General features: G+C 72.2%; 25 protein-coding genes, 1 tRNA gene and 3 pseudogenes. 10 read left to right on the top strand and 19 right to left on the bottom strand.

From position 1 onward, the window contains the following. Positions 1–5 precede the first annotated feature (5 nt). Genes BJF79_RS64205 through boxC form a run of 3 tightly spaced genes read right to left on the bottom strand, consistent with a single transcriptional unit; the run spans position 6 to position 3,126 of the window. Positions 6–713: a hypothetical protein gene (locus BJF79_RS64205; protein WP_262403379.1), complete on the bottom strand. Its 708-nt coding sequence runs from the start codon at positions 711–713 to the stop codon at positions 6–8. Then, positions 707–1,423, bottom strand: coding sequence for a hypothetical protein (locus BJF79_RS64200; RefSeq protein ID WP_262403378.1), 717 nt, complete (start codon positions 1,421–1,423; stop codon positions 707–709). Before BJF79_RS64200 ends, BJF79_RS64205 begins: the two co-directional genes overlap by 7 nt. 2 nt (positions 1,424–1,425) lie before the next feature. Then, positions 1,426–3,126 (bottom strand): 2,3-epoxybenzoyl-CoA dihydrolase, encoded by a 1,701-nt coding sequence (boxC, locus tag BJF79_RS41705; protein WP_075905737.1) that lies wholly within the window; start codon positions 3,124–3,126, stop codon positions 1,426–1,428. Between the two features lie 264 nt (positions 3,127–3,390). On the opposite strand from boxC, the gene BJF79_RS41700 reads away from it, so the two are divergent. Beyond that, the gene (locus BJF79_RS41700) at positions 3,391–4,017 is read left to right on the top strand and encodes a DUF1524 domain-containing protein (protein ID WP_143220851.1); all 627 of its coding nucleotides are present in this window, start codon (positions 3,391–3,393) and stop codon (positions 4,015–4,017) included. Positions 4,018–4,084: 67 nt separating this feature from the next. After that, a pseudogene (locus BJF79_RS67885) lies at positions 4,085–5,574 on the top strand (aldehyde dehydrogenase family protein). 13 nt (positions 5,575–5,587) lie between these two features. Here BJF79_RS67885 and BJF79_RS41690 read toward each other — a convergent pair. Next, the gene (locus tag BJF79_RS41690; protein ID WP_083734637.1) at positions 5,588–7,018 is read right to left on the bottom strand and encodes a serine hydrolase domain-containing protein; all 1,431 of its coding nucleotides are present in this window, start codon (positions 7,016–7,018) and stop codon (positions 5,588–5,590) included. 63 nt (positions 7,019–7,081) lie between these two features. Here BJF79_RS41690 and BJF79_RS41685 point away from each other — a divergent pair, with 63 nt between their 5' ends. After that, a complete protein-coding gene (locus tag BJF79_RS41685; RefSeq protein WP_075905733.1) occupies positions 7,082–7,762 on the top strand; it encodes a TetR/AcrR family transcriptional regulator in 681 nt (226 codons plus the stop codon). On the opposite strand, the gene BJF79_RS41680 is transcribed toward BJF79_RS41685, so the two are convergent. After that, positions 7,740–8,561, bottom strand: coding sequence for an SDR family NAD(P)-dependent oxidoreductase (locus BJF79_RS41680; RefSeq protein WP_075905731.1), 822 nt, complete (start codon positions 8,559–8,561; stop codon positions 7,740–7,742). The genes BJF79_RS41685 and BJF79_RS41680 overlap by 23 nt on opposite strands. Before the next feature lie 120 nt (positions 8,562–8,681). On the opposite strand from BJF79_RS41680, the gene BJF79_RS41675 reads away from it, so the two are divergent. Then, positions 8,682–9,293: a TetR/AcrR family transcriptional regulator gene (locus BJF79_RS41675; protein WP_075905729.1), complete on the top strand. Its 612-nt coding sequence runs from the start codon at positions 8,682–8,684 to the stop codon at positions 9,291–9,293. Between the two features lie 167 nt (positions 9,294–9,460). Further along, complete coding sequence (locus BJF79_RS67880; RefSeq protein WP_075905727.1) at positions 9,461–9,901, top strand: SPW repeat protein; 441 nt, start codon at positions 9,461–9,463, stop codon at positions 9,899–9,901. A gap of 37 nt (positions 9,902–9,938) precedes the next feature. Here the strand turns inward: BJF79_RS67880 and BJF79_RS67875 are convergent, their stop codons facing one another. Further along, positions 9,939–10,136, bottom strand: a complete 198-nt coding sequence (locus BJF79_RS67875; RefSeq protein ID WP_410050213.1) for a hypothetical protein — start codon at positions 10,134–10,136, stop codon at positions 9,939–9,941. An 893-nt stretch (positions 10,137–11,029) separates the two neighbouring features. Here BJF79_RS67875 and BJF79_RS41660 point away from each other — a divergent pair. Then, positions 11,030–11,788, top strand: a complete 759-nt coding sequence (locus tag BJF79_RS41660) for a MerR family transcriptional regulator (protein ID WP_075905725.1) — start codon at positions 11,030–11,032, stop codon at positions 11,786–11,788. Positions 11,789–11,803: 15 nt separating this feature from the next. Here the strand turns inward: BJF79_RS41660 and BJF79_RS41655 are convergent, their stop codons facing one another. The 5 genes and pseudogenes from BJF79_RS41655 to BJF79_RS41640 form a co-directional block, all read right to left on the bottom strand. Beyond that, the gene (locus tag BJF79_RS41655) at positions 11,804–12,859 is read right to left on the bottom strand and encodes a CU044_5270 family protein (protein WP_262403374.1); all 1,056 of its coding nucleotides are present in this window, start codon (positions 12,857–12,859) and stop codon (positions 11,804–11,806) included. Beyond that, positions 12,852–13,055: a sigma factor-like helix-turn-helix DNA-binding protein gene (locus BJF79_RS66125; protein WP_316043550.1), complete on the bottom strand. Its 204-nt coding sequence runs from the start codon at positions 13,053–13,055 to the stop codon at positions 12,852–12,854. Before BJF79_RS66125 ends, BJF79_RS41655 begins: the two co-directional genes overlap by 8 nt. Positions 13,056–13,234: 179 nt before the next feature. Then, positions 13,235–13,447 (bottom strand): annotated as a pseudogene (locus BJF79_RS66120) (RNA polymerase sigma factor); the annotation flags it as partial. Positions 13,448–13,475: 28 nt separating this feature from the next. Then, positions 13,476–15,002, bottom strand: a complete 1,527-nt coding sequence (locus BJF79_RS41645) for an RNA polymerase sigma factor (RefSeq protein ID WP_262403373.1) — start codon at positions 15,000–15,002, stop codon at positions 13,476–13,478. A gap of 199 nt (positions 15,003–15,201) precedes the next feature. Then, positions 15,202–15,764, bottom strand: a pseudogene (locus BJF79_RS41640) (SigE family RNA polymerase sigma factor). Positions 15,765–16,261: 497 nt separating this feature from the next. Between BJF79_RS41640 and BJF79_RS41635 the strand changes: the two are divergent. Together BJF79_RS41635 and BJF79_RS41630 are read left to right on the top strand one after the other, a co-directional pair. Then, positions 16,262–17,227 (top strand): hypothetical protein, encoded by a 966-nt coding sequence (locus tag BJF79_RS41635; protein WP_262403372.1) that lies wholly within the window; start codon positions 16,262–16,264, stop codon positions 17,225–17,227. Further along, complete coding sequence (locus BJF79_RS41630; protein ID WP_075905721.1) at positions 17,221–18,057, top strand: MauE/DoxX family redox-associated membrane protein; 837 nt, start codon at positions 17,221–17,223, stop codon at positions 18,055–18,057. Before BJF79_RS41635 ends, BJF79_RS41630 begins: the two co-directional genes overlap by 7 nt. A gap of 250 nt (positions 18,058–18,307) precedes the next feature. On the opposite strand, the gene BJF79_RS41625 is transcribed toward BJF79_RS41630, so the two are convergent. From BJF79_RS41625 to BJF79_RS41620, 3 genes are all read right to left on the bottom strand, one after another. After that, complete coding sequence (locus tag BJF79_RS41625; protein WP_075905719.1) at positions 18,308–19,498, bottom strand: ATP-binding protein; 1,191 nt, start codon at positions 19,496–19,498, stop codon at positions 18,308–18,310. Between the two features lie 249 nt (positions 19,499–19,747). Continuing rightward, complete coding sequence (locus BJF79_RS64185; RefSeq protein ID WP_262403384.1) at positions 19,748–19,864, bottom strand: hypothetical protein; 117 nt, start codon at positions 19,862–19,864, stop codon at positions 19,748–19,750. Continuing rightward, positions 19,864–20,757, bottom strand: coding sequence for a pirin family protein (locus tag BJF79_RS41620; protein ID WP_262403370.1), 894 nt, complete (start codon positions 20,755–20,757; stop codon positions 19,864–19,866). Before BJF79_RS41620 ends, BJF79_RS64185 begins: the two co-directional genes overlap by 1 nt. 204 nt (positions 20,758–20,961) lie before the next feature. Between BJF79_RS41620 and BJF79_RS41615 the strand changes: the two genes are divergently transcribed. Beyond that, on the top strand, positions 20,962–21,432 hold the full coding sequence (locus tag BJF79_RS41615) for a MarR family winged helix-turn-helix transcriptional regulator (RefSeq protein ID WP_075905717.1): 471 nt from the start codon (positions 20,962–20,964) through the stop codon (positions 21,430–21,432). Between the two features lies 1 nt (position 21,433). On the opposite strand, the gene BJF79_RS41610 is transcribed toward BJF79_RS41615, so the two are convergent. Then, on the bottom strand, positions 21,434–21,856 hold the full coding sequence (locus BJF79_RS41610) for a hypothetical protein (protein WP_075905715.1): 423 nt from the start codon (positions 21,854–21,856) through the stop codon (positions 21,434–21,436). 185 nt (positions 21,857–22,041) lie between these two features. Between BJF79_RS41610 and BJF79_RS41605 the strand changes: the two genes are divergently transcribed. Further along, positions 22,042–22,752, top strand: a complete 711-nt coding sequence (locus BJF79_RS41605; RefSeq protein ID WP_262403369.1) for a M15 family metallopeptidase — start codon at positions 22,042–22,044, stop codon at positions 22,750–22,752. Positions 22,753–22,776: 24 nt separating this feature from the next. Here BJF79_RS41605 and BJF79_RS57625 read toward each other — a convergent pair whose 3' ends face one another. The 4 genes from BJF79_RS57625 to BJF79_RS41590 all read right to left on the bottom strand — a co-directional run. Continuing rightward, positions 22,777–22,950: a hypothetical protein gene (locus tag BJF79_RS57625; RefSeq protein WP_187357137.1), complete on the bottom strand. Its 174-nt coding sequence runs from the start codon at positions 22,948–22,950 to the stop codon at positions 22,777–22,779. A gap of 60 nt (positions 22,951–23,010) precedes the next feature. Next, positions 23,011–23,099: transfer RNA gene (locus BJF79_RS41600), tRNA-Ser, on the bottom strand. A gap of 60 nt (positions 23,100–23,159) precedes the next feature. Next, positions 23,160–23,549, bottom strand: a complete 390-nt coding sequence (locus tag BJF79_RS41595; protein ID WP_075905710.1) for a signal peptidase I — start codon at positions 23,547–23,549, stop codon at positions 23,160–23,162. 40 nt (positions 23,550–23,589) lie between these two features. Beyond that, the coding region (locus BJF79_RS41590; RefSeq protein ID WP_143220850.1) for a MinD/ParA family protein at positions 23,590–24,737 on the bottom strand (1,148 nt) is incomplete at its 5' end.

Below are 24,737 nucleotides of genomic sequence, written 5' to 3'. Positions count from 1 at the left end.
CGCTTTCAGGCCAGGTGGACGTAGTCGTAGTCGAACGGGTTGCCGTTGATCCCCTGGCGGGGCGGCGCGATCCAGGCGGCGATCTTGCCGGGTTCGTGGACGGGCCGCATCAGCGAGCGGACGTGCGTCTTGTCGACGTCGGTCGGCAGCCAGTCGCCCTTGCGCCGGTGCCATTGCGCGGACGGCACGACCTCGCCGTCCGGGGTCGCCTCGATGCCGGCGAACGCGCCGACCCGGCGGTTGAACGCGACGTGCGGGAGGCGCAGCCGATACTCGATGCCCGCTTCGTCGAGGATGCGGTTCCAGCGGTTGACGCCGTTCCGGCAGTCGCCGGTGTACTCGCGTCGCAGGTCGGTGTTCAGGCCGACGAGCGCGGACACCTCCGTCCGGCCGATGCCGCCGTCCACTACGGCGTCGACGAGGATCGAGTCGTCGACGAGGCGGTGGTCGTCCTTGCGGCGTTCCTCGGACCAGCGGCCCTTCAGTCCGGCGGTGTAGTAGTTCGCGACGTTGGTGGAGGTCTCGCCGCCGAACAGGTCGAGGGAGACCGAGTAGTGGAAGTTGATGTACTTCTGGATCACGTTCAGGGGGATGCCGCCGTGTCCGGTCACGTCGTCGGTGTCGTGCTCGCGCATCAACTCGACCGTCCGCCGGACCACGCGGTCGATACCGGTGGTGCCGACGAACATGTGGTGCGACTCCTCCTTCAGCATGACTCGCACGTCCGGCTGAGCGGGTCGAACGCCGATTCCTTCAACGTGCCCAGCTGGTACTTGCCGTCCCGGTCGGTGAAGTAGGTGAACATGAAGAAGGAGAGCCAGTCGGGGGTTTCCTCGTTGAACGCGCCGAGGATACGGGGCGACTCCTCGCTGCCGGAGTTGCGGTGGAGCAGTTCCTCGGCCTCTTCGCGGCCTTCGCGGCCGAAGTAGGCGTGCAGGAGGTAGACCATCGCCCACAGGTGGCGGCCTTCCTCCACGTTCACCTGGAACAGGTTGCGCAGGTCGTAGAGGCTGGGCGCGGTGGCGCCGAGGTTGCGCTGCTGCTCGACGGACGCGGGTTCGGTGTCGCCCTGGATCACGATGAGCCGCCGCAGGTCGGCGCGGTACTCGCCGGGGACCTTCTGCCAGGCGGGCTCGCCCTTGTGCTGCCCGAACGCGATCCGCCGGTCGTGCTTGCGTTCCGCGAGGAAGATGCCCCAGCGGTAGTCGCGCATCGCCACGTGGCCGAAGTGCGCCCAGCCCTCGCGGCCGACGTTCACGGCCGTGCGCAGGTAGACGTCCCGGGTGGGCAGGGTCGGGCCCATCGAGTCCCACCAGGTCAGGAAGTTCGGCTGCCACGACTCCAACGCGCGTTGCAGACGGCGGTCCTCGTGCAGGTCGACGTTGTTGGGGATCTTCTCCGAGTAGTCCGCGGTGATCGCCATGCTCAGACTCGCTTCCTGTCGAAGTCGGCGCGCCGCCCGGTGCCGTACTTGCGCAGGGCGCCGTCGGGGCCGGAGGCGTTGGGACGGTCGAAGATCCAGTTCTGCCAGGCCGTCAGCCGTCCGAAGATCTTGGTTTCGAGGGTCTCGGGGCCGGTGAACCGGTAGTTGGCCTCCAGGCCGGTCAGCGCGTCCGGGGAGAACCCGGTGCGTTCTTCGATCGCGATCCGGACCTCCTCGTCCCAGTCGATGTCGTCGGGGGCGAAGGTGACCAGGCCGAGCCGCTCGGCGTCCGCCGCGGCCAGTGGCCCGCCCCGGGCCGACTCGGCGGCGGTCAGGCTTTCGGGGTCGCCGAAGAACCGGGTGGCCAGGCGGGTGAGGCCGTTGCCCATCGGCAGGGGGCCCAGGTTCATCGGACCGACCGTGATCGCGGCGGGGTCGGCGTCCGGGTCGACCTCCTCGAAGACCCCGGCGAGCTGGAAGGAGCGGTCGGCGGCCAGCGCCGGTTCGAGGAGGGAGCCGGCGAAGCAGCTGCCGGGTTCGATCAGCGCGATGAGGCTGCGGCTCGTGACGTCGAGGCGCTTGAAGGTGCGTTTGAGATACAGGACGATCTCGTTCGCCAGCCAGTCGCGGGCGTTGTCGAGCAGGAGCGCGTCGTGGGCGAGGACCCGCTTCGCGTCGCCCCGGGTCCGCAGCACCCACGTGCCGAGGGAGGTCTCGTTGGTGCGCAGGTCGAGGATCAGGTCGTCCAGCTCGCGGGTCATCGCCAGGGTCCAGAAGTCGGCGCCCCGCGCGTGGACGCCGGACGCGTCGGCGGGCGCGTCCTCCTCGGGACCGAGCACGGTGATCTCCACGGTGCTCCGGTCGCGGTCCAGCACCGCGTCGACGTACCGGTAGGCGACGCGGTCGTCGGTGCGGGTCTTGTCCAGCGGGGGAAGCCCGATGCCGCGCGCGTCCGCGGGCCGGGGCGATCGTTCGGCGAAGGCCGCGGCGCGCTCCCGGACGGTCGCGGCCCAGGCCGTCCGGGGGACGACCTCGTCCACGAGCCGCCATCGCACGGCCTTCGCGCCGCCGATCCCTTCGGCCTTGGTCGAGAAGTAGTCGGCCAGGTCGCGGCGCACGTGCCGCTTGTCCGACACCCGGGTCAGGCCGCCCGTCCCCGGCAGGACGCCCAGCAGCGGCAGCTCCGGCAGCGAGACGGTCGACGAACGGTCGTCGACGAGCATGATGTGCTCGCAGGCGAGCGCCAGCTCGTAGCCGCCGCCCGACGCCGTCCCGTTGCACGCGGCGATGTAGGTCTGCCCCGAGTTCGCCGTCGCGTCCTCGATGCCGTTGCGGGTCTCGTTGGTGAACTTGCAGAAGTTCACCTTCCACGCGTGCTCGGACGCCGCCAGCATCCGGATGTTCGCACCGGCGCAGAAGACCTTCTCCTTGCCGCCGGTCAGCACGACCGTCCGCACTTCGGGGTGCTCGAACCGCAGCCGCTGGACGGCGTCGTACAGCTCGATGTCCACGCCCAGGTCGTAGGAGTTCAGCTTCAGCTCGTAGCCGGGCACGAGGCCGCCGTTTTCGTCGACGTCCATCGTCAGTGTGGCGACCGGGCCGTCGAACGTCAGCCGCCAGTGCCGGTAGCGGGACGGCTCGGTCCGGAACTCGACCCGGGCTTCCCGCGGCGTGGTCGCCGGTTCGCTCGCCAAGGTGGTCATCGCTGTCCTCCCAGGGTCTCGACGGCTCAATGTTCCACAGGAATACGATGTCGCGTCAATAGGTTGTCGCATGAGACTGCGGGCGGTCCGTTGCCGTGAGCGGCTCGGACCACGGGGGCGACGTGCGCGCCCCGTGGTCGCCGTGCGCCGGCAGGTTCCCGCCTTGTTGGTAGGCGGACATTTCGCGTTTTGCTTCTCGATGTTTCTCCATAACGGCCATACGAGACTCTGCGCCTGATTCCCCCCCACATAGGGAGGTCAGTCGTGAAGAAGCTCTACGCCGTGGCCGCCGTGTCGGCCGCCGCCGCCGTCCTCGTCGCCGCCGGGCCGCCCGCGTCGGCCGAACCACCGCCGCCGCCGGGCGAGGCCACCGCCCGGAGCCATCTCGCGGACCTGACCGTCCGGGCCGAGGGATCGATGACCGGCTACGACCGCGAGAAGTTCCCGCACTGGAGCGACCAGGGCGGCGGCTGCAGCACCCGGGAGAAGGTGCTCCAACGCGACGGGCAGAACGTCACGGTCGGGTCGGACTGCTATCCGACGGGCGGCTCCTGGACCAGCCCGTACGACGGCGCCACCTGGAAGCAGCCGTCGGACATCGACATCGACCACATGGTGGCCCTGGCGGAGGCGTGGCGTTCCGGGGCGTCGAGCTGGACGACGTCCCGCCGCGAGGCGTTCGCCAACGACCTGGACAGCTCGCAGCTGTGGGCGGTCACCGACAACGTCAACCAGTCGAAGGGCGACCAGGACCCGGCCGAGTGGACGCCGCCCAGCGCCGGATTCCACTGCATGTACGCCCGGTCGTGGATCGACGTGAAGTGGCGGTACGGCCTCACCGTGGACTCGGCGGAGCGCGGCGCCCTCGAAGGCCTGCTCGGCACGTGCTGAGGGCCCGCGGGCGGGCCGGTTCGCGGGTGTCGAGTTTGGCGGTCCGTGTCCGGGTAGCCCAGCGGGCATGACGCAGACCATGTCCGCTCGGGCGGGCGCGCCCGAGCGTTACGACGGCTTCGACACGATGCCGATCGCGGGGGTGTGGCGGGCCGGGCGCGCGGGCGGGTCCAGGGCGGACCTCGACCCGTGGAGCGGCGCCACGCTGACCGAGATCCCGCTGGCCGGCGCCGACGACCTGGACGAGGCGTTCCGTGCGGCCCACGAGGCGCAGCCGGGGTGGGCCGCACGGACGCCCGGGGAACGGGCCGGTGTGCTCCGTACGGCAGCCGCGATCTTCGAGGCGCGCCACGACGAGATCGTCGACTGGATCGTCCACGAGTGCGGGGGGACGGTCGCGAAGGGCGAGCTCGAATGGGGGCTCGTACGGTCCGTCCTGCACGAGGCCGCGTCGATGGCGCACCATGTCGAGGGGCGGATCACGCCGTCGGACGTCCCGGGCAAGGAGAACCGCGTGTACCGGCGGCCGATCGGTGTGGTGGCCGTCATCAGCCCGTGGAACTTCCCGGTGCAGCTGTCGGCCCGCTCGGTGCGCCCGCGCTGGCCGTGGGCGACGCGGTGGTGCTGAAACCGGCGAGCGACACGCCGGTGACGGGCGCGCTGCTGCTCGCGAAGATCCTCGACGAGGCGGGGCTGCCGCCCGGGGTGCTGAACGTGACGATCGGGTCCGGCGGCGAGATCGGGGACGCGATCGTCGAGCATCCGCTCGCCCGGATGGTGTCGTTCACCGGGTCGACGCCGGTGGGCGAGGGGATCGTCCGCAAGGCCGGGGTGAAGAAGCTCGCGCTGGAGCTCGGGGGCAACGGCCCGCTGGTGGTGCTGGACGACGCCGACCTGGACCGTGCGGTGGACGCGGCGGTGTTCGGGTCGTTCTTCCACTCGGGACAGATCTGCATGATCGCGAACCGGGTGATCGTGGACGCGGCGGTGCACGACGCGTTCGTCGAACGGTTCGTCGAGCGGGTGCGGACGCTCGCGGCGGGCGACCCGTCCGACCCGGCGACGCGGATCGGGCCCGTCGTCAACCGGAGCCAGCTCGACGGGATCCGCGACAAGGTCGCGCGGGCCCGGGAGGAGGGCGCGGAGCAGGTGCTCGGGGGCGAGCCGGGCGGGCCGTCCGGTCTGCTGCTGCCGCCGCACGTCCTGCTCGCGGGGAACGACGTGGCCACGGCCCGCGAGGAGGTCTTCGGGCCGGTGATCACGGTGATCCGGGCGGACGGCGAGGAGGACGCGCTGCGCATCGCGAACGACACCGAGTACGGGCTGTCGAGCGCGGTGTTCACGCGGGACGTGGAGCGCGGCGTCCGCTTCGCCCTGCGCGTGGACGCCGGGATGACGCACGTGAACGACTCGCCCGTGAACGACGACGCGAACACGGCGTTCGGCGGGGAGAAGGCTTCGGGCATCGGCCGGTTCGGCGGCGAGTGGGCGATCGAGGAGTTCACGACCGACCACTGGGTCAGCGTCCAGCACGGCGAGCGCCGGTTCCCGATCTGAGCGGGAGCGCGCTTCACGCCTGTTCTCCCTCGTCTCGCTGGTGCGGGCGCACGGCGCGCAGGATCGCGGTCGCGGTGCCCGCGAGCACGGCCGTGAACAGGGCGATCGTCGCGTCGGGGACCCATGCCCACAGGCGGCGCGCGTCGAGCACGGTGAGGACTCCGGCGAGGAGCAGCCAGGGGACGAGGCCCGCGAGGGACCAGGCGGCGATCGCGCGGACGCGGCGGGACGAGCGGGGCCGGCGGACGACGGCGATCGAGCGGGCCGTCGTGAGGACGAGCGCCAGGGCGAGCGCCGTCGTGCCCCAGACGGTGGCGTGGTGGACGGTCGCGAACGGCGCGTCGTCCGCTTCGGCACCTGCGAGGACGCGGGCCGCACCGAAGCCGATCTTCATGACGGAGTCGTCCCGCAGGAGGCCGTACAGGTTCTGCTGGAGGACGAGCGCGACGTCGCGTTCGGGCAGCAGGAAGATCATCGCGGAGTAGCCGGGGGTCGCGCCGGTGTGCCAGATGGCGTTCTGCAGGGGCGCGTCGAGTCCGCCTACGCGCCACCCGAAGCCGTAGCCGGTTCCGGGTTTGGTCTCTTTACGCATTTGCTGGACGGACTCGGGCGTGAGCATCGAGCCGGGGCGCAGTTGTGCGGATGCGAATGCGGCCAGGTCGTTGAGGTCTCCGCCCATGTAGCCGTAGGCGGCGCCATGCGGGTCGTACTCGTCGGCCGTTGCCGTGGGGATGCCCCAAAGGTACTGGTGGCCCGGCGCCAGTTTCTTTGCCGATTCCGCGTCAGCTATGACGCCGTCCATGTGGGCGGGGCCGAACACCGCTTCGCGCATGAAGTCGGCGAACGAGCGTCCGGTGACGGCCTCGACGACGGCGGCGAGGGCGACGTAGTTCGCGCTGGTGTAGGCGTACTCGGTGCCGGGCGGGCCGAGGGGGTCGAGGTCGTCGAGGTCGGCGAGGCGTCCGGCCGGGCGGGGGCAGTCGGCGGCGTGGCAGTCGGCGATCTCGAAGGTCGCCTCCGGGGGGATGCCCGAGGTCTGGCCGAGGAGGTGCCGGACGGTCACGTCCGGGTCGAACGTGAACTCGGGGACGTGGTCGGCGACGCGGTCGTCCAGCCCGAGGCGTCCGGACTGGACGAGCGTCATGACGCCCGTCGCGGTGACGGGCTTGGCGACCGAGCCCCAGAGGAACGGGGTCCGGTCGGTCACCGGGTCGCCGCGGCCGTCGGTGCCCCACGAGCGGTGGTGGATCGGGCCGTCCGGTCCGACGACGGCGTAGGAGACGCCGGGGGCTCCGGACTCGCGCATGCGGTCGCGGACGTAGGCGTCGATCTCGGCGTACGGGGCCGCGGCGGCATCGGCGGCGTGGGCGGGGACGGGGACGGACATGAGCGTGCACAGAACGCCCAGGACGACCGCCAGGACGGCGGCCGGCATGCGGGACATGGGTGGCTCCTCGGATAACCGTATGGTCGTACGGTTTTTACCGTATGCTGGTACGGTAATCAAGTGCCGAGAATCGCCGACCACGAGGCGCGCAAGCGCCAGATCGGGCTCGCGGTGTGCGAGCTGATCTCCGAACAGGGGCTGGACGCCGTGACCGTGGCCCGCACGGCCGCCGCCGCGGGCATCTCCGTCGGGCTCGTGCAGCACTACTTCCGCACGAAGGACGACATGCTCCTGCACGCGTTCACGCAGGTCAGCGCACGCATCCGGGAGCGGATCGAGCGGCATGCGCGGGCCGGGACGCAGCATCGGCGGCCGATCGCGCACATCATGGCCGAGGCGCTGGTCGAGCTGGTGCCACTGGACGAGACGCGGCGCACCGAGTTCCGGGTGGCGCGGGCGTTCGCGGGGCGCGCGCTGGACGCGCCCGAGCTCGCGCGCGTCGACGCCGAGACCGCCCGCGCGCTGCGCCTGGACGCCGCGCGGGCCGTCCACAACGGCAAGGAGTGCGGGGAGGTCGACCCCGATGTGGACGAGACGGCCGCGGCCGTGCGGCTCACGGCCGTCACCGAGGGCCTGGCCATGCAGGTCTACCGCGACCCGGACGGGGCGGAGGGCCGGAGCGCGGCGGAGCTGACGGCGTCGATCGTCCGGGCGGAGCTGGCGGCCGTGTTCACCGGGGAGTGCCGCCAGTACGCGGGGGCGCGCACGGGGGCGGAGGTCAGCCGGGGGCCAGGCGGCTGAGTTCCTCCCACTCGCGGTACAGCTCCGCGCGGGCCCGGTCCATCTGCTGGACCTGGTCGTAGGACCGGCTGCCGACGATCAGGCGGCGGGGCGGGTCCGGGAGCTCGGCCAGCCGCATGATGACGGGGGCGGCGGAGCTCGGATCCGGGCCCGCTTCGTCGCCCCACATCTCTTCGAGCTCGGCGCGCAGGGACGCGTAGGCGGGGTCGGGGTCGGTGGCCGTCGTGCCCCGGGTGAACAGCCCGGTGTCGTAGCCGCCCATCTGGACGACCGTCACCTTGACGCCGAAGCGCTCGACCTCCATCGCGAGGGCCTCGGCGACCGAGTCGAGGGCGGACTTGCCGGCCCCGTAGAACCCGACGGACGCCATGCCGCCGCCGGTGCCCATCGAGGTGACCTGCAGGATCCGGCCCGAGCCCTGCGCGCGCAGGTGCGGGACCGCGGCCTGCGACACCCAGACGGCGCCGAAGAAGTTGACGTCGAGATGGGCCCGGATCTGCTCCTCCGTGGCCTCCTCCACCATCCCGTACAGCATCCCGCCCGCGTTGTTGACGACGACGTCGAGACCTCCGAGCGCGGCCTTCGCGTCGTCCACCGCACGGAACACGGCGGCGCGGTCGGAGACGTCCAGGGGGAGGAGCACCAGGTCGTCCGGGTGTTCCGCGGCGAGGTCGGCGAGCGGCTCGGGGTCGCGGGCGGCGGCCGCGACGCGGTGCCCGGCGGCGAGGGCGGCCTCGGTGAACGCGCGGCCGAGTCCGCGGGTCGCGCCGGTGATGAACCATGCTTGCGCGGTGGTCATATGTCGCACCTCCTGGCGATAGACGAGACGGTCCGTCTCGTTCGTGGGATCAGTATGCACACGATGTCCGATCGGAGTCAAGACGGTCCGTCTCGTCTCGTCTCGTGTTAAGGTGCGGGCATGACCAGCAAGAAGAAGCCCGACCGGTCCCGGCGCAGCGAACGGTCCCGGCGCGCGATCCTGGACGCCACCCGCGAGCTGATCTCCGAGGTCGGGTACGCGAAGGTCTCGATCGAGGCGATCGCCGCGCGGGCGGGCGTCGGCAAGCAGACGATCTACCGCTGGTGGCCGTCCAAGGGCGCGGTGATCTTCGACTCGTTCCTCGCGCTCAGCGAGGGCGGGGGCGAGGGCGGGGGCGAGGGCGAGGTGACGCTGCCCGACACCGGCGACCTGGAGGCCGACCTCAAGGCCGTCCTGCGCGCGACCGCCGCCGAGTTCGCCGACCCGGGGTTCGAGCGGCCGGTCCGCGCGCTCAACACCGAGATCCTCGGCGACCCGGAACTCGCCGCGCAGTACCACGAGAAGCTCGCCGGGCCGGTGGACGAGGCGAAGAAGGCGCGGCTGCGCAGCGGGCAGGCGGCCGGGCAGCTCGCGGCGGACGCCGACCTCGACCTGGTCCTCGACATGCTCTACTCCCCCCTCACCCTGCGCTGGCTGTACCGCTCGGGGCCGCTCACCCCGGAGTACGCCGACGCCCTCGTCGACGCGACGCTCCGCGCGTTCCGGCCCTGAGCGGAGCCCGGCGCGTTCGCGCGGGTCGCCGAGGCGCCGACCCCGGAGGACGCCCGGGGCGGCTTAATGCCAAGAAATGGGCGAATCTTCCCCTTTATAGGCGTGTGAGAGGTCACGTGCCGGAAACAGGAAGTCCGCAACCCTTGCGAGCGGAAAGGAGAGGGACAATGACCACTCGTTCGAGTCGGTCGACGAGCGGTATGGAGCACCATCCCGACATCGTCGAGATGCGGAACCGGTACGAGGCGGCGTCCGCCACGCCCGCCGCCCAGGGGACGGACGGACTGATCGTCCTCGCCGGCCTGTTCCTGGCCGTGTCGCCGTGGATCGTCGGGTTCTCCGGCTTCACGAACCTGGCGGTCAACAACCTGATCATCGGGATCGCGGTGGCGCTGCTCGCCGCGGGCTTCGCCGCCAACTTCGCGCGGACCCACGGCATGGCCTGGGTGGTGCCGGTGCTCGGCGTCTGGACGATCGTCGCCCCGTGGGTGATCAGCGGGGACCAGGCGACGACCCGCACCATCTGGACGAACGTCGTCGTCGGAGCCGTCGCGGTCTGCCTGGGACTCGCGGCCATGGGCGTCGCGATGATGCGCAGACGCGGCTGACGCACGCCGCGAGCCGGGCCGGCGCCCCCGGCCCGGTTCAGCCTTTCCGGGGACGGCGCAGCAGGCGCGGGCGGACGCGGCCGAGCCCCTGCAGGGGACGGGGACGCAGGCCCGAGACGTCGAACCGCAGTTCGTCGCGCGGAAGGGCCTCGGCGAGCCCGCCGTCGATCAGCACCGCGCCCGGGTAGGCGGTCGCGGTGAGCCGTGCCGCGAGGTTGACCGGGGTGCCGAACACGTCGCCGAGCCGCTGGACGACCTCCCCGTAGGCGAGGCCGACGCGGACGTCCGGGAAGCCGGGCTCGGCGGCGAAGCGTTCGGCGAGCCGCAGCCCCGCCTCGGAGCCCGACCGGTTCGGCGACGACGAACAGCACCTCGTCGCCGAGCGTCTTGACGATCCGGCCGCCCGCCTCGACGACCACCTCGCTCGCGGCGGACTCGAACCGTTCGACGAACGCCGCCAGCTCGTCGGCGTCCAGTCTGCGGCTGAGGCGGGTGAACGAGACGACGTCGGCGAACCCGACGGCGAGGTGGGCGATGCCGGCCGCCGGGTCGGTGCGGGCGGCGGCGGTGCCCGCGGCGGCGCGCATCCCGGCGGCGGCGAGCTGCCGCCGCCAGCCGTGCAGGAGGAGCCGTTCGAACGCGGGGCGCAGCTCCTCGGTCGATTCGAGCGCGGTGACGACGAGGTCCGCGGTGACCGGTTCGTCCGGGGGCAGCATGGCGCTCAGCCGCAGCAGCCACACGTCCCCGAGCCAGCTCGCCAGCCGTCCCATCGTCTGCCCGACGGCCCGGACGAGCTGCAGCACCATCTCCTCGTCGACGAGGTCGCCGTCGAGGATGTCGCGGATCTCGCGCAGGGCGGCCACGTCCCCGTCGGTGAACGCGGCCTCGTCGTCGGCCGGGATGGGGAAGCCGAGGGCCTGCCAGATCCGCACCGCGAGGTCGCCGGACAGTCCCGCGACCTCCTCGACCTCCTGCCGGGTGAGGTGCATCGGACCGCCGAGGAGCGTCTCCTCGATGTCGTCCGGTACGCGGGATGCGACCATGGCGCCACCTTGTCATCGTTCGATGTCACATATCTTGGCGGAGTAAGATCACGCCGGTCAAGGCGGACGACACCGGCGGGTGGGGATGGCCGAGTACCGAATCGACGAGCTGGCGCGGACCGGCGGGAGCACCGTCCGCAACATCCGCGCCTACCAGGACCGGGGCCTGCTGCCGCCGCCGCGCCTGCAGGGCCGGGTCGGCCTCTACGACGACAACCACCTCGCCCGGCTGCGGCTGATCGGCAAGCTGCTCGGCCGCGGCTACACCCTGGCGATCATCAAGGAGCTGCTGGCCGCCTGGCAGACCGGCAAGGACGTCGGCGAGGTCCTCGGCCTCGAAAAGGTGCTCACCGACCCGTGGTCGGACGAGCTCCCCGGCACCGCCACCGACGCCGAGCTCGTCGAACTCTTCGGCGCCGGGCTGGACGAGGACGAGGTCGCGCACTTCCGGCAGCGCACGATCGAACTCGGCCTCATCGAGCGCGAACCGGACGGCGACGGCTACCGCGTCCCGAGCCCGCGCCTCCTGCACGTCGGCGCCGAACTCGTCGCGGCCGGGATCCCGCTGGACGCCGTCCTCGACATCGCCGCGCAGATCCGCGCCGACTGCGAGGTCATCGCGGGCCGGTTCGTCGGGCTCGTCGAGGAGCACGTGTTCGACCGGCTCGACCAGGCCGCGCCCGGCGGCGAGGAGGTCACCGAGGTCGCGGCGGTCGTGCGCCGGATGCGTCCGCTGGTGAAGATGGTCGTCGACCCGTTCATCGCGCGGGCGATGGAGGCGCGCGTCCAGGAGGCGCTCGGCGACCGGCTGGAGACCGTCCGGAACCAGCCCACGCAGAGCTGACGCCGCCGGGCCCGGTCACGGCACCGCGGGCGGCGCGTCGGCGATCTCGACGTCGAGCTGCGCGGTGGCGGTCAGGACCGTCCCCGCGGGCGCGCGGGCGCGGGCCGGGTCGGTGACGACGCCGCGTTCGCCCAGGTAGCGGTAGGTGCCGGGGTCGAAGATGTACTCGGTGCGGACACCGCTGCCGGGAACGACGAGCGCGACCGCGACGCCGGTGCGTCCGGCGGCGTCCACCGCCTCGCCGACCGTCTGGACGCCGGAGATCGCGGCGGCCGCGCGGAACAGGGCGGCGCGCTGCGCGGCGGGCATGTACGCCTCGGTGAGCATGCCGCCGAGGTTCTGCCATGCCTGCGCGTCGGCCTCGGGGCCCGTTCCGAGGCCGGCGTAGAGGTGCGCGTACATGCCCTCCGGAGTGACGGGCAGTTCGCTGAGGTAGGCGTAGTCGGTGCGCAACCACTCGGCCCGGTCGTCGAAGTCGGCGGCTCTCTCGGTGGTGGTCTCGCCTACGCCCGCGCGCGCGCTGTCCGGGATGGGACTGCCTGGCCACGGCCTGGGCTGCAGGTTCGTGGTCCGCAGGACGGCACGGGTCGAGTCGCCCTCGACCGGCGTCCACATCGTGCGCTTCACCCGATGCAGGTAGCGGGTCTGCCCGGCGGCGGAATTCTCCTCGGACGTGTTCATCATCTGCGACTCGAACACGAGGAACTGGCCGGGCTTCGGATGCAGTTCGGGGTGCTCGCCCGCCTTGTCCGCCGCCTGCTGGAGGAACCGGACGTGCGCGACCGGCATCGTGCGGACGACCGCGGGCCCGGCGCCGCCGCCCGGGGCGTCGTCCCCGATCACGGCCAGGGACACGACGGCCGTCGCCACGACGGCGGCGGCGCCGAGTACGGCGGCGACCCCCGTCCGGAAGCGGACGCGGACGCCGGAGCCGCGACGGAGGCGGGGACGGGCCGCGGCGTCCTCGGCCTTCCCCGCGATGGCGGCCCGGAGAGCGGCCTCCTCGCCGCGCAGGCCGGGCGTTTCGGGAACCTCGGAGCGGAACTCGCGGAGTCGGCTGATCTCAGTCATGGACGGGCTCCTCGTGCACGATCGTGCGAAGGTGCGACTCTTCGGGTTCGCCGAGTTCCTTCCGCAGCCTGCGCCGCGCCCGGCTGATGCGGGACCGGACCGTCCCGACGCGCACGTCCAGCGCCTCGGCGATCTGGACGTACGACAGGTCGCCCCACGCGAACAGCAGCAGGGCGTCGCGGTGCCCCTTCGGCATCGCGGCGAGCGCGGCGGCGATCCGCGGCCCGTCGGCCCGGGCGCTGATCCGGTCGTCGCTGCGGTCGGTGAACGGCTCGACGACCGGGTCGCGCCGGTGCGCCGGAGGACGCGCAACTGCCGCACCTCCGTGCGGACGTGCCGTCCGACGAGGTTCGTCGCGATCCCGAACAGCCAGGGGCGGGCGCTCGGGCGGGACGGGTCGTATCGGTCGCGCTGCCGGAACGCGGCCAGGAACGTCTCGGCGACGACGTCCTCGGCGGTGTCGGCCCCGAGGCGGCGGGTCACGTAACGCTTGAGGTCGGGCGCGTGTCGACGGAAGATCTCGGCGAACGCGTCCGGATCGTCCCGGGAGCGCCGGATGTGGAAGGCGTCATCGCCGTCCGTGCTCATGTGGGTGGCCTCTCGGCTCTGCGAATGGTCACCCGTACTTGCCGGGCCGGAGACGGCCGGTTCCCCGCTCGGCGGTCAGAGCAGGGTGACGCCCCACTCGACCTCGACGACGTGCGGGAACCCCTCGGAGTCGGTGAAGGTGAGCTTGCCGGTGCCGGGCAGGCCGATCAGCGCGGTCCGCAGCGTGACGGTGAGGTTCATGGTGCCGTCCTCGGGCATGCCGCCCTGCATCTGCGACAGTTCGAGCTGGCTGGTGGAGGACATCGCGGTCCACTGCACCGGGCCGTTCTCGGCGGCCAGGCTGAGGTAGGCGGTCTTGGTCCCGTTCAGCTCGACCTTGTTCGGGTTGACGACCAGGACGCCCTTCTCCAGCGGCGGATTCGGCGTCGGGGACGACGGCGCGGGCGAACTCGGCGGGCTCGTCGTCGGCGACTGCGCGGGCGACGAGGAGTCGGGCCGCGTCTGCGGGTTCATGGGCGGCGTCCGGGGGCCGCCGCTGCCGCCCCCGCCGGGACCGGCACCCGGACCGGACGGCCGTCCGCCGCCGCCGGGGGACGGCGACGGGCTGGTCATCGACCGGCTGCGGTTCGGTGCCGAACGGCGGCCACGTCAGCGTGCCCTCGCCGATGCCGGGCCCCATCGCGGCCACCGCGGCCACCGCCGCCGCGAGCGCGCCCGCCATGCCGCCGACGGTGAACAGCCAGCGGCGGGTGAACGGCGACGGGACGTCCGGCTGGATCGGCAGGCCCGCGGGGGTGAGGGCGCCGCCGCGGGCGGCGATGTCCGCGCGGTGCGCGCCAGCTCGGGGTCGGTCGCGGTGTGCATGACCCGGTGCCGGAGGGCGGCGGGCAGCACCGGGGCGGGCACGGCGCCGAGCAGCACGGTGCGCGGACCCGGCCGCGGCGCAGGCAGTCCGGACAGTCGTCGGCGTGCGCGTCGCCGCGCATCGCCCTCGGCGGCGGACGGACGGGACGCGCACGCGCGGGCGGCGCGGCGCAGTTCGTCGGCGAGCGCGGCTAATCACGGCCCGGCCGCGCCGCGTGCGCGCCTTCGCGCGGCGGGCCGACAGCCCGAGCGCGGCACCGAGCCGGGCGGGCGGCAGGCCGTGCCGGAACGCCAGCAGGACGATCTCCTGGTCGACCGGGTCGAGGCGGGACAGGGACGCGCGCAGGAGTTCGTGCAGTTCCTCCGACGGCGGGAGTTCGCCGGCGTCCTCGGTTTCGGCACGATCCAGAAAGGGCGCGTCGGCGAACTCGCCGTCCCGTTCCCAGTACAGATCCTTGACGCGTCCGCGGCGGATGCAGCGGCGGCGCGCCGCACCGTACAGCCAGGAGCCGAGGTGGACGTGGTCGCGCATCCGGGGGGCGCGGCGGGCGGCGTCGATGAAGGTGTCGTGGACGATCCGCGCCGCGGCCCGCTCGTCCCCCAGCATCGACAGTACGTAGTCGTAGACGCGCTCGCCGTACTCGTCGTAGATCGCGGCGAGGGCCGACTCGTCGCCGTCGTTCAGCCCCTTGACCAGCTTTCGGTCGGAGGCGTCGGCGGAGGGGGACATCCTCGGCATTCAAGCTCCCGGCGCCGGCATGGGAGTCCGTCCCCAAGGGGGTCGTCCGGACAATCGGCCCACCTTGCATACACCCGTCGACCCCCGGAAGGCCACATGAACCCCGAAATCACCATTAACGGTGACCTGAGGGTTACCGATCACATCCCTACGTGATCACGCGGACCCTGACTCGACGTCAGAATGCCGTTCACGGCCCGTCGGGCGGGTCGCCGTCCGGACGGTCGCGGCGCCGCGGCCGCTGCGGCGGGATGCCGGGGAAGTCGTCGCCGAGCGCGTCGTCGTCGCGGAGCCGCGCCATGGCCCGCGAAACGGTGCTCTTGACCGTCCCGACGCTGACGCCGAGCACCTCCGCGATCTCCGCTTCGGACATGTCCTCGTAATAGCGGAGCATCACGGCGAGCCGCTGCCGTTCGGGCAACCGGCGGAGCGCGCGGCCGAGCACGTCCCGCAGTTCGGTACGGCGCGTGTGATCATCGACGGGACGGTCCGGAAGATCATCGGTGGGGTAAATGTCGAGTTTGCGGCGTCGCCACCAAGAAATCTGCGTATTGACCATGGCCCGCCGGACATATCCGTCGACCGCCGCACGATCGCGAATGCGTCCCACGCCAGGTACGTCTTGGCGAGGGCGGCCTGGAGGAGGTCCTCGGCCTCGGCTCGGTCGCCGGTCAGCCGCTTGGCGGCGCGGAGCAGGGCGGGCCCGCGTTCCGTAACGTAGTCGCGGAACTCCTCTTGCCGCGTCCTGCTCAACTCATCACCGGACCAGGGGTTGTGGAGCCGCCCGGCCGCCTTTCCTGATCTTGGACCGTGCGCACTCCCGGTACAGTTGACGATCGCACGAAGATCGTAATTCCGGTCCTACAAAAAGCACATATTCGGGTCAACCAGTGCATAATCTTCAACCCAGGTAGATCAGACGTCCCCCACCTGGCCACTTATCGCGACAAATCCGTCGACACGGATGTCGGCACACGTGAACCTTGACTCGCTGTCCTAACAACAGCGTCCCCACCGGCCCGGTTCAGACAGCCGTGCGCCACCGCCGACCACGCCGGAGTGCCGCCGCATGCCGCCACGCCACCGCCGCGGAGCGACCCGCCGCCACCGCAAGGCCGTCCTCGGCGGCCCCGCCCCCACCGCCCCTTTGCCGGAGATCCCGCGCCGCATCACCGAACCCCGGTCCTGGCGCGGCCGTTCCGGCCGCCGCCGGTCGGGGCGTCACCGCGCGGGAGGCCGCCGGCGCGGGCATGTCCGGACCGGGCGGTGGGCCGTTCGGGTCCTTCAGCGGGCCCGTCCGCAGGATCGACCCCGTCGAAGTACTGGCGGACGCGCAGACGGGCGGGGTCCGAGCCGGGACGATCGTGGACGCGACGGCGCGCGCGCTCGTCCTCGACATCGCGGGCACGTCCGTCCGGATCGGGATGGACCAGGACGTTCGGGTCTGGCACGGCGGGCGCGGGGACCTCGCCGCGCTGCGGCCGGGACGACGGGCGATCGTGCGGGTGGGCGGCGGCGCGCCGGACGGCGACGGGGGCCGGGCCGACCGGGTCTGGGTCGACATCGAGCGCGTCGCAGGCACGATCACGGCGTGCGGGCGGGACACCGTGGAGGTGGACATGGGCCCCCATCGCGGGCGCGCCCGCGTGGTGATCCCCCCGCACGCCCTCGGGACGGTGCAGGTCAGGCATCCGCGGATGCAGCCCGGATACCTGTTCGACGTGATCTGCGTGGGTTCGCCGGACGGGCCGCTCGCGGTGCGTCCGGGCACGTCCCAGCCGGGATATCGGGTGGCCGACCTCGCGGCGCCCGAACCCGCGGCGCCCGTCCCGGGGACGCTGCACGGGACCGTGACCTGGTTCGGGGGGCTCGCCGCGCCCGCCGGGGCGGCGTATCCGGCGGTCGATCCGGAGGGGCACGCCGGGGGCTGCGCGGACGCGCCGGCGCCGTGCGTCGCGATGCCGTACCTGTCGCTGGGCAGCGCGGTCGTGGTGCGCAACGAGTGCGACGGCCGGGAACGTTCGGTGCCGGTGATCGAGTGCGGGTGCGTCGCGGCGCGGTTCTGCGACCGGTGCACCGAGTGCGGGGCGTCGCCGCGGGGGCGGGTCGCCGAGCTGACGCCCGCGGCGTTCGTCGCGCTCGGCGGCGAACTGGACGCCGGATGCTTCAACTCGACGGTGCGTCCGATGATCGGCGGGAGGGCCGCGAGATGGTGACGACGGCGCAGAACGCGCAGGTCCTGCTGCTGGCGGCGGTGCTGCTGGCGGCGTGCGCGGCGAAGCTGGCGTTCCGCGAACCGGTGCCGCAGGCGCCCGACCATGTGCACGGGGTGCCGGTCCCGGCGGGTCTCGCGCGGTTGACGGCGCTGCGGCGCAGCCGCCGGATGACCGTGTGCCTCGGCGCGGGCGAGGGCGTCCTCGGGCTGGGGCTGCTGGTGTCGTCGCACCTGTCGGTGCGGCTGGCGACGACGGTGGCGTTCGCGGCGGCGACCTGGGTGGTCGGCGAGCTGCGGGTGCGGCGGCCGGACGCCGGGTGCGGGTGCTTCGGCGGCCTCAGCGGCAGGCGGGTCGGGCGGCGCAGCGTGGCGCGGGCGGTGCTGCTCACGGCCGTCGCGGTCACGGCGCTGGGCGCGCCGCACACCGGCCTGGACGCCCTGCGCGACGGGCACGTGACGCTCGGCGCGGTGTTCGCGGTGGAGTTGCTGCTGTTCGCGGCGCTGTCGCCCGAGGTGACGGCGGTGTTCGGACGGCGGCGCCTGCCGGGGGCGCGCCCGGTGACGCCGTGCGAGCGGCGGCGCAGCCCGCTCGCCGAGACGTACGCGACGCTGCACGCGAGCGCCGAGTGGGCCGCGTACGAGAACGCGGTGACGAGCGCCGTCCCGCTGGACGTCTGGCGCGAGGGCTGCTGGCGGTTCCTGGCGTTCCCCGCCCGCCTGGACGGACGGGACGTGCGGCTCGTCTTCGCGGTGTCGACCGCGGAGCGCGCGCGCGTGGATCGGCAGCCCGTCCGCGTGCAGGCCGAACCACGGCTCTCTGCGGCTCTCTAGCCCCATCTTGGGGCAGCCCTATATACGGCTAGAAAACCATCGCGATGGGCATCGCCTTCTATAGCTCTTTATAGGACTGATGCTAGGTACGGCTATAGAACGGTGACCACAGCAATCTAGAGCTCTCTAGGGTTTTCGCTAGAGAAGCGAATATTTTTCGCGAGTCAGGGTTTCGATCCGGCCCTATAGCGGGCTATGAGCCGGAACCTAGAAAGCCCTAGACAACCATCGAGGACGGCGAAACAGCAGGTCAGCCGGGTTGCGAGCGGAGGAACTTGCCGAAGTGCGGCACCGTGAACGCGATCATGCCGCGCTCCGCGCTGTAGATCAGGCCCTTCTTGATGAGACCGTCGCGGGCGGGCGACAGGCTGGACGGCTTGCGGCCGAGCTCCTGCGCGACTTCGGCGGTCGGGACGGGGTCGTCGCCGAGCATCGCCATCGCGCGCATGTAGTCGCGTTCGGCGGGCGTGGCCCGCTCGTAGCGGCTGCCGAAGAAGCCGACCGCGAGTTCGCTCTCGGCCTCCGGCGCGGCGACCTTGATGTCGTCGGCGGTGATCGGGGTGCCGGGCGCGACGTCCCACACGACCTTCGCGTACGCCTGCACGAAGTACGGGTAGCCGTCGGCCGCGCCGTACAGCGCGTCCAGGGCGTCGGGGGTGAAGGTGACCTCCTCCCGTTCGGCGGGCGCGAGGAGGGCGTGGTCGGCGGACTCGCGGTCGAGCCGGTCGATGCGGGCGTACCGGAACAGGCGCTCGCTGTAGGACTTGCTCGCCGACAGGACGGCCGGCAGGTGCGGCAGCCCGGCGCCGACCACGATCAGCGGGCCGCCGACCTGGGACAGCTCGTGGCACGCCGCGCACAGCGCGGACACGTCGTCGGGCGGGACGTCCTGCATCTCGTCGACGAACAGCGCGATGCCCGCGCCGACGTCGGTCGCGACGGACGCGGCGTCCACGAACAGCTCGGTGAGGTCGATCTCCAGGTCGCCGGAGTCGGCGCGGCCGCGCGCGGCGGGCACGTCGATGCCGGGCTGCCAGCGGTGCACCCGCGCCTTCTTGTCGTCCGGCTCGGCTCCGGCCTGCGCGAACGCCTTGAGCACGCCGAGGAAGTCCTCGATGCGGTCGGGGGCGCGGTGCCGGGGCGCCAGCTCCCGGACGGCCCGGTGCAGCGCCGACGCGACCGGGCGGCGGATCGACTGGTCGGGCCGCGCCTCGATCTTGCCGGTGCCCCACAGCCGCTGGATCGCCATCGAGCGGAACGCGTTGAGCAGCACGGTCTTGCCGACGCCGCGCAGCCCGGTAACGATCATGCTGCGTTCGGGGCGGCCGCGGGCCACCCGTTCGAGCACCACCTCGAACTGCCTCAACTCGCGGTCGCGGCCGGCCAGCTCGGGGGGACGCTGCCCGGCGCCGGGGGCGTAGGGATTGCGCACGGGGTCCACGCTCTCGGACTCTATGAGGCGGTATAGCTGCGGCCGTAGATTTCCGTAGAAACCGCTGCGGCGTGTCGCGGGTCGCTGCCGCCGGTGGCACGCCGTCCCGTCGCGGATCGCCGTCGTCGCCATGTCGCCTCCCCGGGCGAGCGCGTTCGCGGGCTGGATCGAACTCGTCGAACCTCTGTTCGACTCGTTCGAACACAGTAGCGCACGCACTCGCCCGCGTCACACGAACCCGCGAGTTCGGCGGCGGATTCACACCACGGTTTCGTCGGCCTCCGAGCGGTGGGGGATCTTTTCGGCCGGGATCGTCCCCATGCGTCCGGCCTGGAAGTCCTCGAACGCCTGCACGATCTCGTCCCGCGTGTTCATCACGAACGGCCCGTACCGCGCGACCGGCTCGCGGATCGGCAGGCGCCCAGCACGAGGACCTCCCAGCCGTGCGCGCTCGCCTGCGGCTGCGCGTCGGCCGCCCGCAGGACCAGGCCGTCGCCCGTCCCCTTGCGGTGCGAGCCGCCGAACACCGCGAGCCGCCCCTCGTCCAGCGCGACCTCCTCGCGGCCGACCGTCCCGCGCCCGGACAGCACGTACACCATCGCGTTGAAGTCGCGCGGCCACGGCAGCGTCAGCCGGGCGCCCGGCGCGACGGTCGCGTGCAGGTAGTTGATCGGCGTGTAGGTGACGCCCGGCCCGTCGTGCCCCGCGAGGGACCCGGCGATGACGCGGACGAGCGACGACCCGTCGTCCGCCGCGAGGAGCTTGACGTCGCGCGCCTCGATGTCCTGGTAGCGGGGTTCGACCCACTTCTGCGCCCGGGGCAGGTTCACCCAGAGCTGGACGCCGTGGAACAGGCCGCCGCCGGTCACGAGCTCCGGCGGCGGCTGCTCGATGTGCTGGATACCGGACGCGGCGGTCATCCACTGGGTGGCGCCGTCGGTGATGAGACCGCCGCCGCCCGTGGTGTCCCGGTGCTGGAAGGCGCCGTCGATGATGTAGGTGACGGTCTCGAAACCGCGGTGCGGATGCCACGGGGTGCCCTTGGCCTCACCGGGGCCGTACTCGACGGCGCCCATGTGGTCGAGCAGCAGGAACGGGTCGGCGAGCGACAGGTCGATGCCGGGGAACGGACGCCTGACCTGGAACCCCTCGCCCTCCAGGTGCTTCTTCGCGGTGACGACCTTGGCGACGCGGCGCCAGTCGGTGTCGTCCTCGGGCAGCAGGGGAAGGCGCGGCAGGGTCAGCGGGTCGGCGGTCACGGCGGGCATGGTGTCTCCCCTCGGTGGGCGCCCGGTCGGCCGCCGGGCGCTGTTTCCCGCACAACATAGTTGATGCTTCAACTATTTCCGGTTCGGGGTACCGTCTCGTTGGGGCCGGAGCGGGGGCGCCGAGCCGGGAGTGCCGGGTTCCGCCCTCGGATTCCGTTCTCCGCCGTTTAATTGAACGTTCAATCTGTGTTCTATACTGGTGCCATGAGCGAACCGCGCTGGCTCGACGCCGCACAGCAACGTGACTGGCGTGCCTACGTGGACGGCAGCGTCCGGCTGAGCGAGATCATGGACCGCGACCTCAAGAACAGGCACGGCCTGTCGGTGTCGGAGTACGAGATCCTCGTCCGGCTCTCCGAGGCGCCCGAACGGCGGCTCCGGATGGCCGAACTCGCCGAGAACGCCAGCCAGTCGCGCAGCCGCCTCTCCCACACCTGCGCCCGGCTGGAGTCCAAGGGCCTCGTCGAACGCGACAACTGCCCGAACGACAAGCGGGGCGTCTTCGCCAACCTCACCGACGCGGGCATCGCCGCGCTCGAACGCGCCGCGCGCGACCACGTCGAGACCGTCCGCGACTTCTTCGTCGACGTCATCGAACCCGAAGACCTCGAAGCCGTCGGGCGCGCCTTCGGCGCCGTCCTCAAGCGGCTGGAGACCGGCCCCGGGCTCCCGTAGGTCACAGCGGCGCGGTGAGTCCGGTGAGAAGGCCGACCGACAGCAGGCTGAGCGACACCCAGCCGATCATCATCCCGTAGCCGAACGTCCGCCACCGTCCGCCGACCCGCCACACCAGCAGCCCGCCCAGCCCGAACGCCAGCACCAGCAGCGCCACGAACTGCGGCAGGACGCTCGGCCGGTCCGACGCCATCAGCGGCGCGTACATCATCACGAGATCGACGAAGACGAACGCGCCGCACCCGGCGGCGAGCGCGGACACGTCCCGTCCGACGAACGCGCGGGCGCGCTCGACGAACGCCTCCGCCCGGTCCGTCCTGATCCGCGGGCCCGGCGCCCGCTCGACCTCCACCTGCTGCGCCACCGCGAAGATGTCGTCTTCGAGCGACGCGTCGTCGCGCTCCCGCTCGTCCGGATCCGCCATACCGGCTCCCTGGCCCGAGGTCGCCGGGTGCCCCGCCCGGCCCTGGAAAGGCGCGCCGCCCGTCCTGCCCCGGCCCCTTCGCCGGGCGGGCGCGCTCACCGGAACGGTAGCGAATCCCGGGGTGACGCGCAGGGCACGTGTCATGTCATTGTGGAGTCATGCCAGGTAGCAGGCTTGCGAAGGGCGTGGCGACCACCGCCGCGCTGCTCATGATGGGGGTCGCGGCCGCGTGCGGCGGCGGCGACGGAGACTCCGAGGGCACCGCCCCGGCGACCCCGCCGACCGCGACCGGATCGGCGGAGTCCCCGTCGGCGGCGCCCACCGACACGAAGTTCGGCTCGAAGATCAAGAAGGTGACCGCCAAGGATCTGCCGTCCTCGTGGCGCGAAGGCTGCCCGGTGTCGCCGGGCGACCTCCGCATGATCGAGATGACGTACTGGGGGTTCGACGACCGCCCGCACACCGGCGGCCGGCTCGTGGTCAACGAGAGCGCCGCCGAAGAACTCGTCCCGGTGTTCGAGAAGCTGTACGAGATGCGCTACCCGATCGCGCGCATGGAACCGGTCGACAAGTACGACGGCAGCGACTTCGACTCGATCGAGGCCAACAACACGTCGGCCTTCAACTGCCGCCAGGCGACCGGATCGGGCTCGTGGTCGCAGCACGCCTACGGCCTCGCCATCGACATCAACCCGTGCCAGAACCCCTACGTCAGCGCCGACGGCTCGATCGCGCACCCCGACTGCGTCAAGTACGGGGACCGCGATCTCGACGAACCCGGCGTGATCCACGCCGGGGACGACGTCGTCGCCGCGTTCGAGGAGATCGGCTGGGGCTGGGGCGGAACGTGGACGGGCGCGAAGGACTACCAGCACTTCAGCTCGAACGGCCGCTGACCCGCGCGACGTCCGCCCGCCTCATCACATCAGGACGAACGCGATCGCGATGATCGCGACGACGACCACGACCGCGGCGATGCCGAGGACGAGGCCCTTGTTCATGCCCGGCGCCTTCTCGGGCTGCTGCGGCCCCTGCCCGGCGAAGTTCTGGAACTGGTGTGTCGTGCCCGCGGGATCGTTCGGTGTCTGCGACATGCCGACGAGGGTAACGGATCACTGACGGGCGTTCACTGACAATTCGCCCGTCCGTTTCGGCGGAGAGTGTGGGATTCGAACCCACGAGGACTGTCCCCAGCCCTGGGCGCTTTCAAGGCGCCTGCACTAGTCCACTATGCGAACTCTCCCGGTGACCCTTGCAGGCCGGTGCCCACGATAGCGCCCGCACGCCGGTGGCTTCGACCGCATTACCGCTTCGGACCGCCGCCCCCGTCCGGCACCCGGTAGCCGGGGATCGACGGCCACCGGACGGTCAGCACGACCGACTCCTCCTCGGCGCACCACGAGTGATCGACGCCGGGCCCCCACACCACGTAGTCGCCCCGCTCGCACAGCACGACGTCCCGTCCGGGGAACTCCAGCCGGAACCGCCCGCCGATCAGCACGAGCAGCGCGGTGCGCCGCTCGCCGTCCGTCCACGCCGCGCGGCGCTCCCCCTTCGGGTGCACGCCCCACTTGACCTCGACCTCGTCGCTGTGCCGCGGGTCGCCCGCGGGCTTGAAATGGCCGAGCAGCCAGCCCCGGTCGGCGGCCGCGTCGGGCGCGGCCTTCCCGACGTACACGCCGTCGGCGTCCATGACCTTCTCGTCCACGGCACGCGACTCTACGCGCGGCCGGTCAGCCCTGGGCGTCGTTCTCGGGGCGGCGGTAGGCGAAACCGTCGCCGACGACGGCCGCGAGGTTCAGGTACGCCTCGCGGGTCGGCGGCGCGAGCTGCTCCAGCTCGACCTCGGCGCCCTCCTCCAGGTGGTCGTCGTAGGGGATGCGGACGACCGCGCGGCAGCGGCTCTCGAAGTGCGCCTGGAGCTTGTCGAGGTCGACCTGGCTGCGGGTGCGGTTGCGGACCATCGACAGGACGACGACGCCGTTGCGCACGAGGTGCCCGTGGTCGTGCGCCTCCAGCCAGTCGAGGGTCGCGCTCGCGGACCGGGCGCCGTCCACCGACGGGGAGCTGACCAGGACGAGCTGGTCGGCGAGGCTGAGCACGCCCGCCATTGCGGAGTGCAGCAGCCCGGTCCCGCAGTCGGTGATGCAGATCGAGTAGAACTGCTCCAGGATCGCGGCGGCGGCGGCGTAGTCGTCGGCGCTGAACGCCTCGCTGACGGCCGGGTCGCGGTCGGAGGCGAGGACCTCCAGCCGGGCCTGGTTCTGCGAGGTGAACGCGCGCACGTCCGCGTACCGGTGGATGCTCTCGCGGCTGTTCAGCAGGTCGCGGACCGTCGCGGCGGTCTCCAGCCTGACCTTGTCGGACAGCGTGCCGCGGTCGGGGTTGGCGTCGACCGCGATGACGGTGTCGCCGCGCAGCGAGCCCAGCATCGAGCCGAGGCCGGTGGTCGTGGTCGTCTTGCCGACGCCGCCCTTCAGCGACATCACCGCGACCCGGTGGTGCCCGCCCGCGACCTGGGTGCGGGCGCGGGCGACGAGGTCCTTGCGGCGGACGTCGCCCTGGGACTCGCCCATGTGGATGTTGCCGCCGCTGGCCTTGTAGACGGCGCGGCGCCAGCCGGACGACGGCGCGATGCGACGCTCGCCGAGCAGGTTCTCGGAGCTGAGGCTGTCGGCGCCCGCCGGGTCGGCCTCCTGCGGCGGCTGGGGCTGCTGCGGCTGCGGGTAGCCGGCCGGGTAGACGTAGCCCTGCATCGGCCGGCCCGTGTTGGGGTCGATGGGCGGGTAGGGCTGCCCGGTGTTCGGGTCGACCTGCGGGTACGGCTGCCCGGTGGCGGGGTCGACCTGCTGGTACGGCCGTCCCGTGCTCGGGCCGACGG

It is taken from the genome of Actinomadura sp. CNU-125 (genome assembly GCF_001942465.1).
Lineage (GTDB): Bacteria > Actinomycetota > Actinomycetes > Streptosporangiales > Streptosporangiaceae > Spirillospora.
The sequence above is the reverse complement of the archived record's forward strand: the minus strand, read 5'-3'. Positions and strand labels throughout refer to the sequence as shown.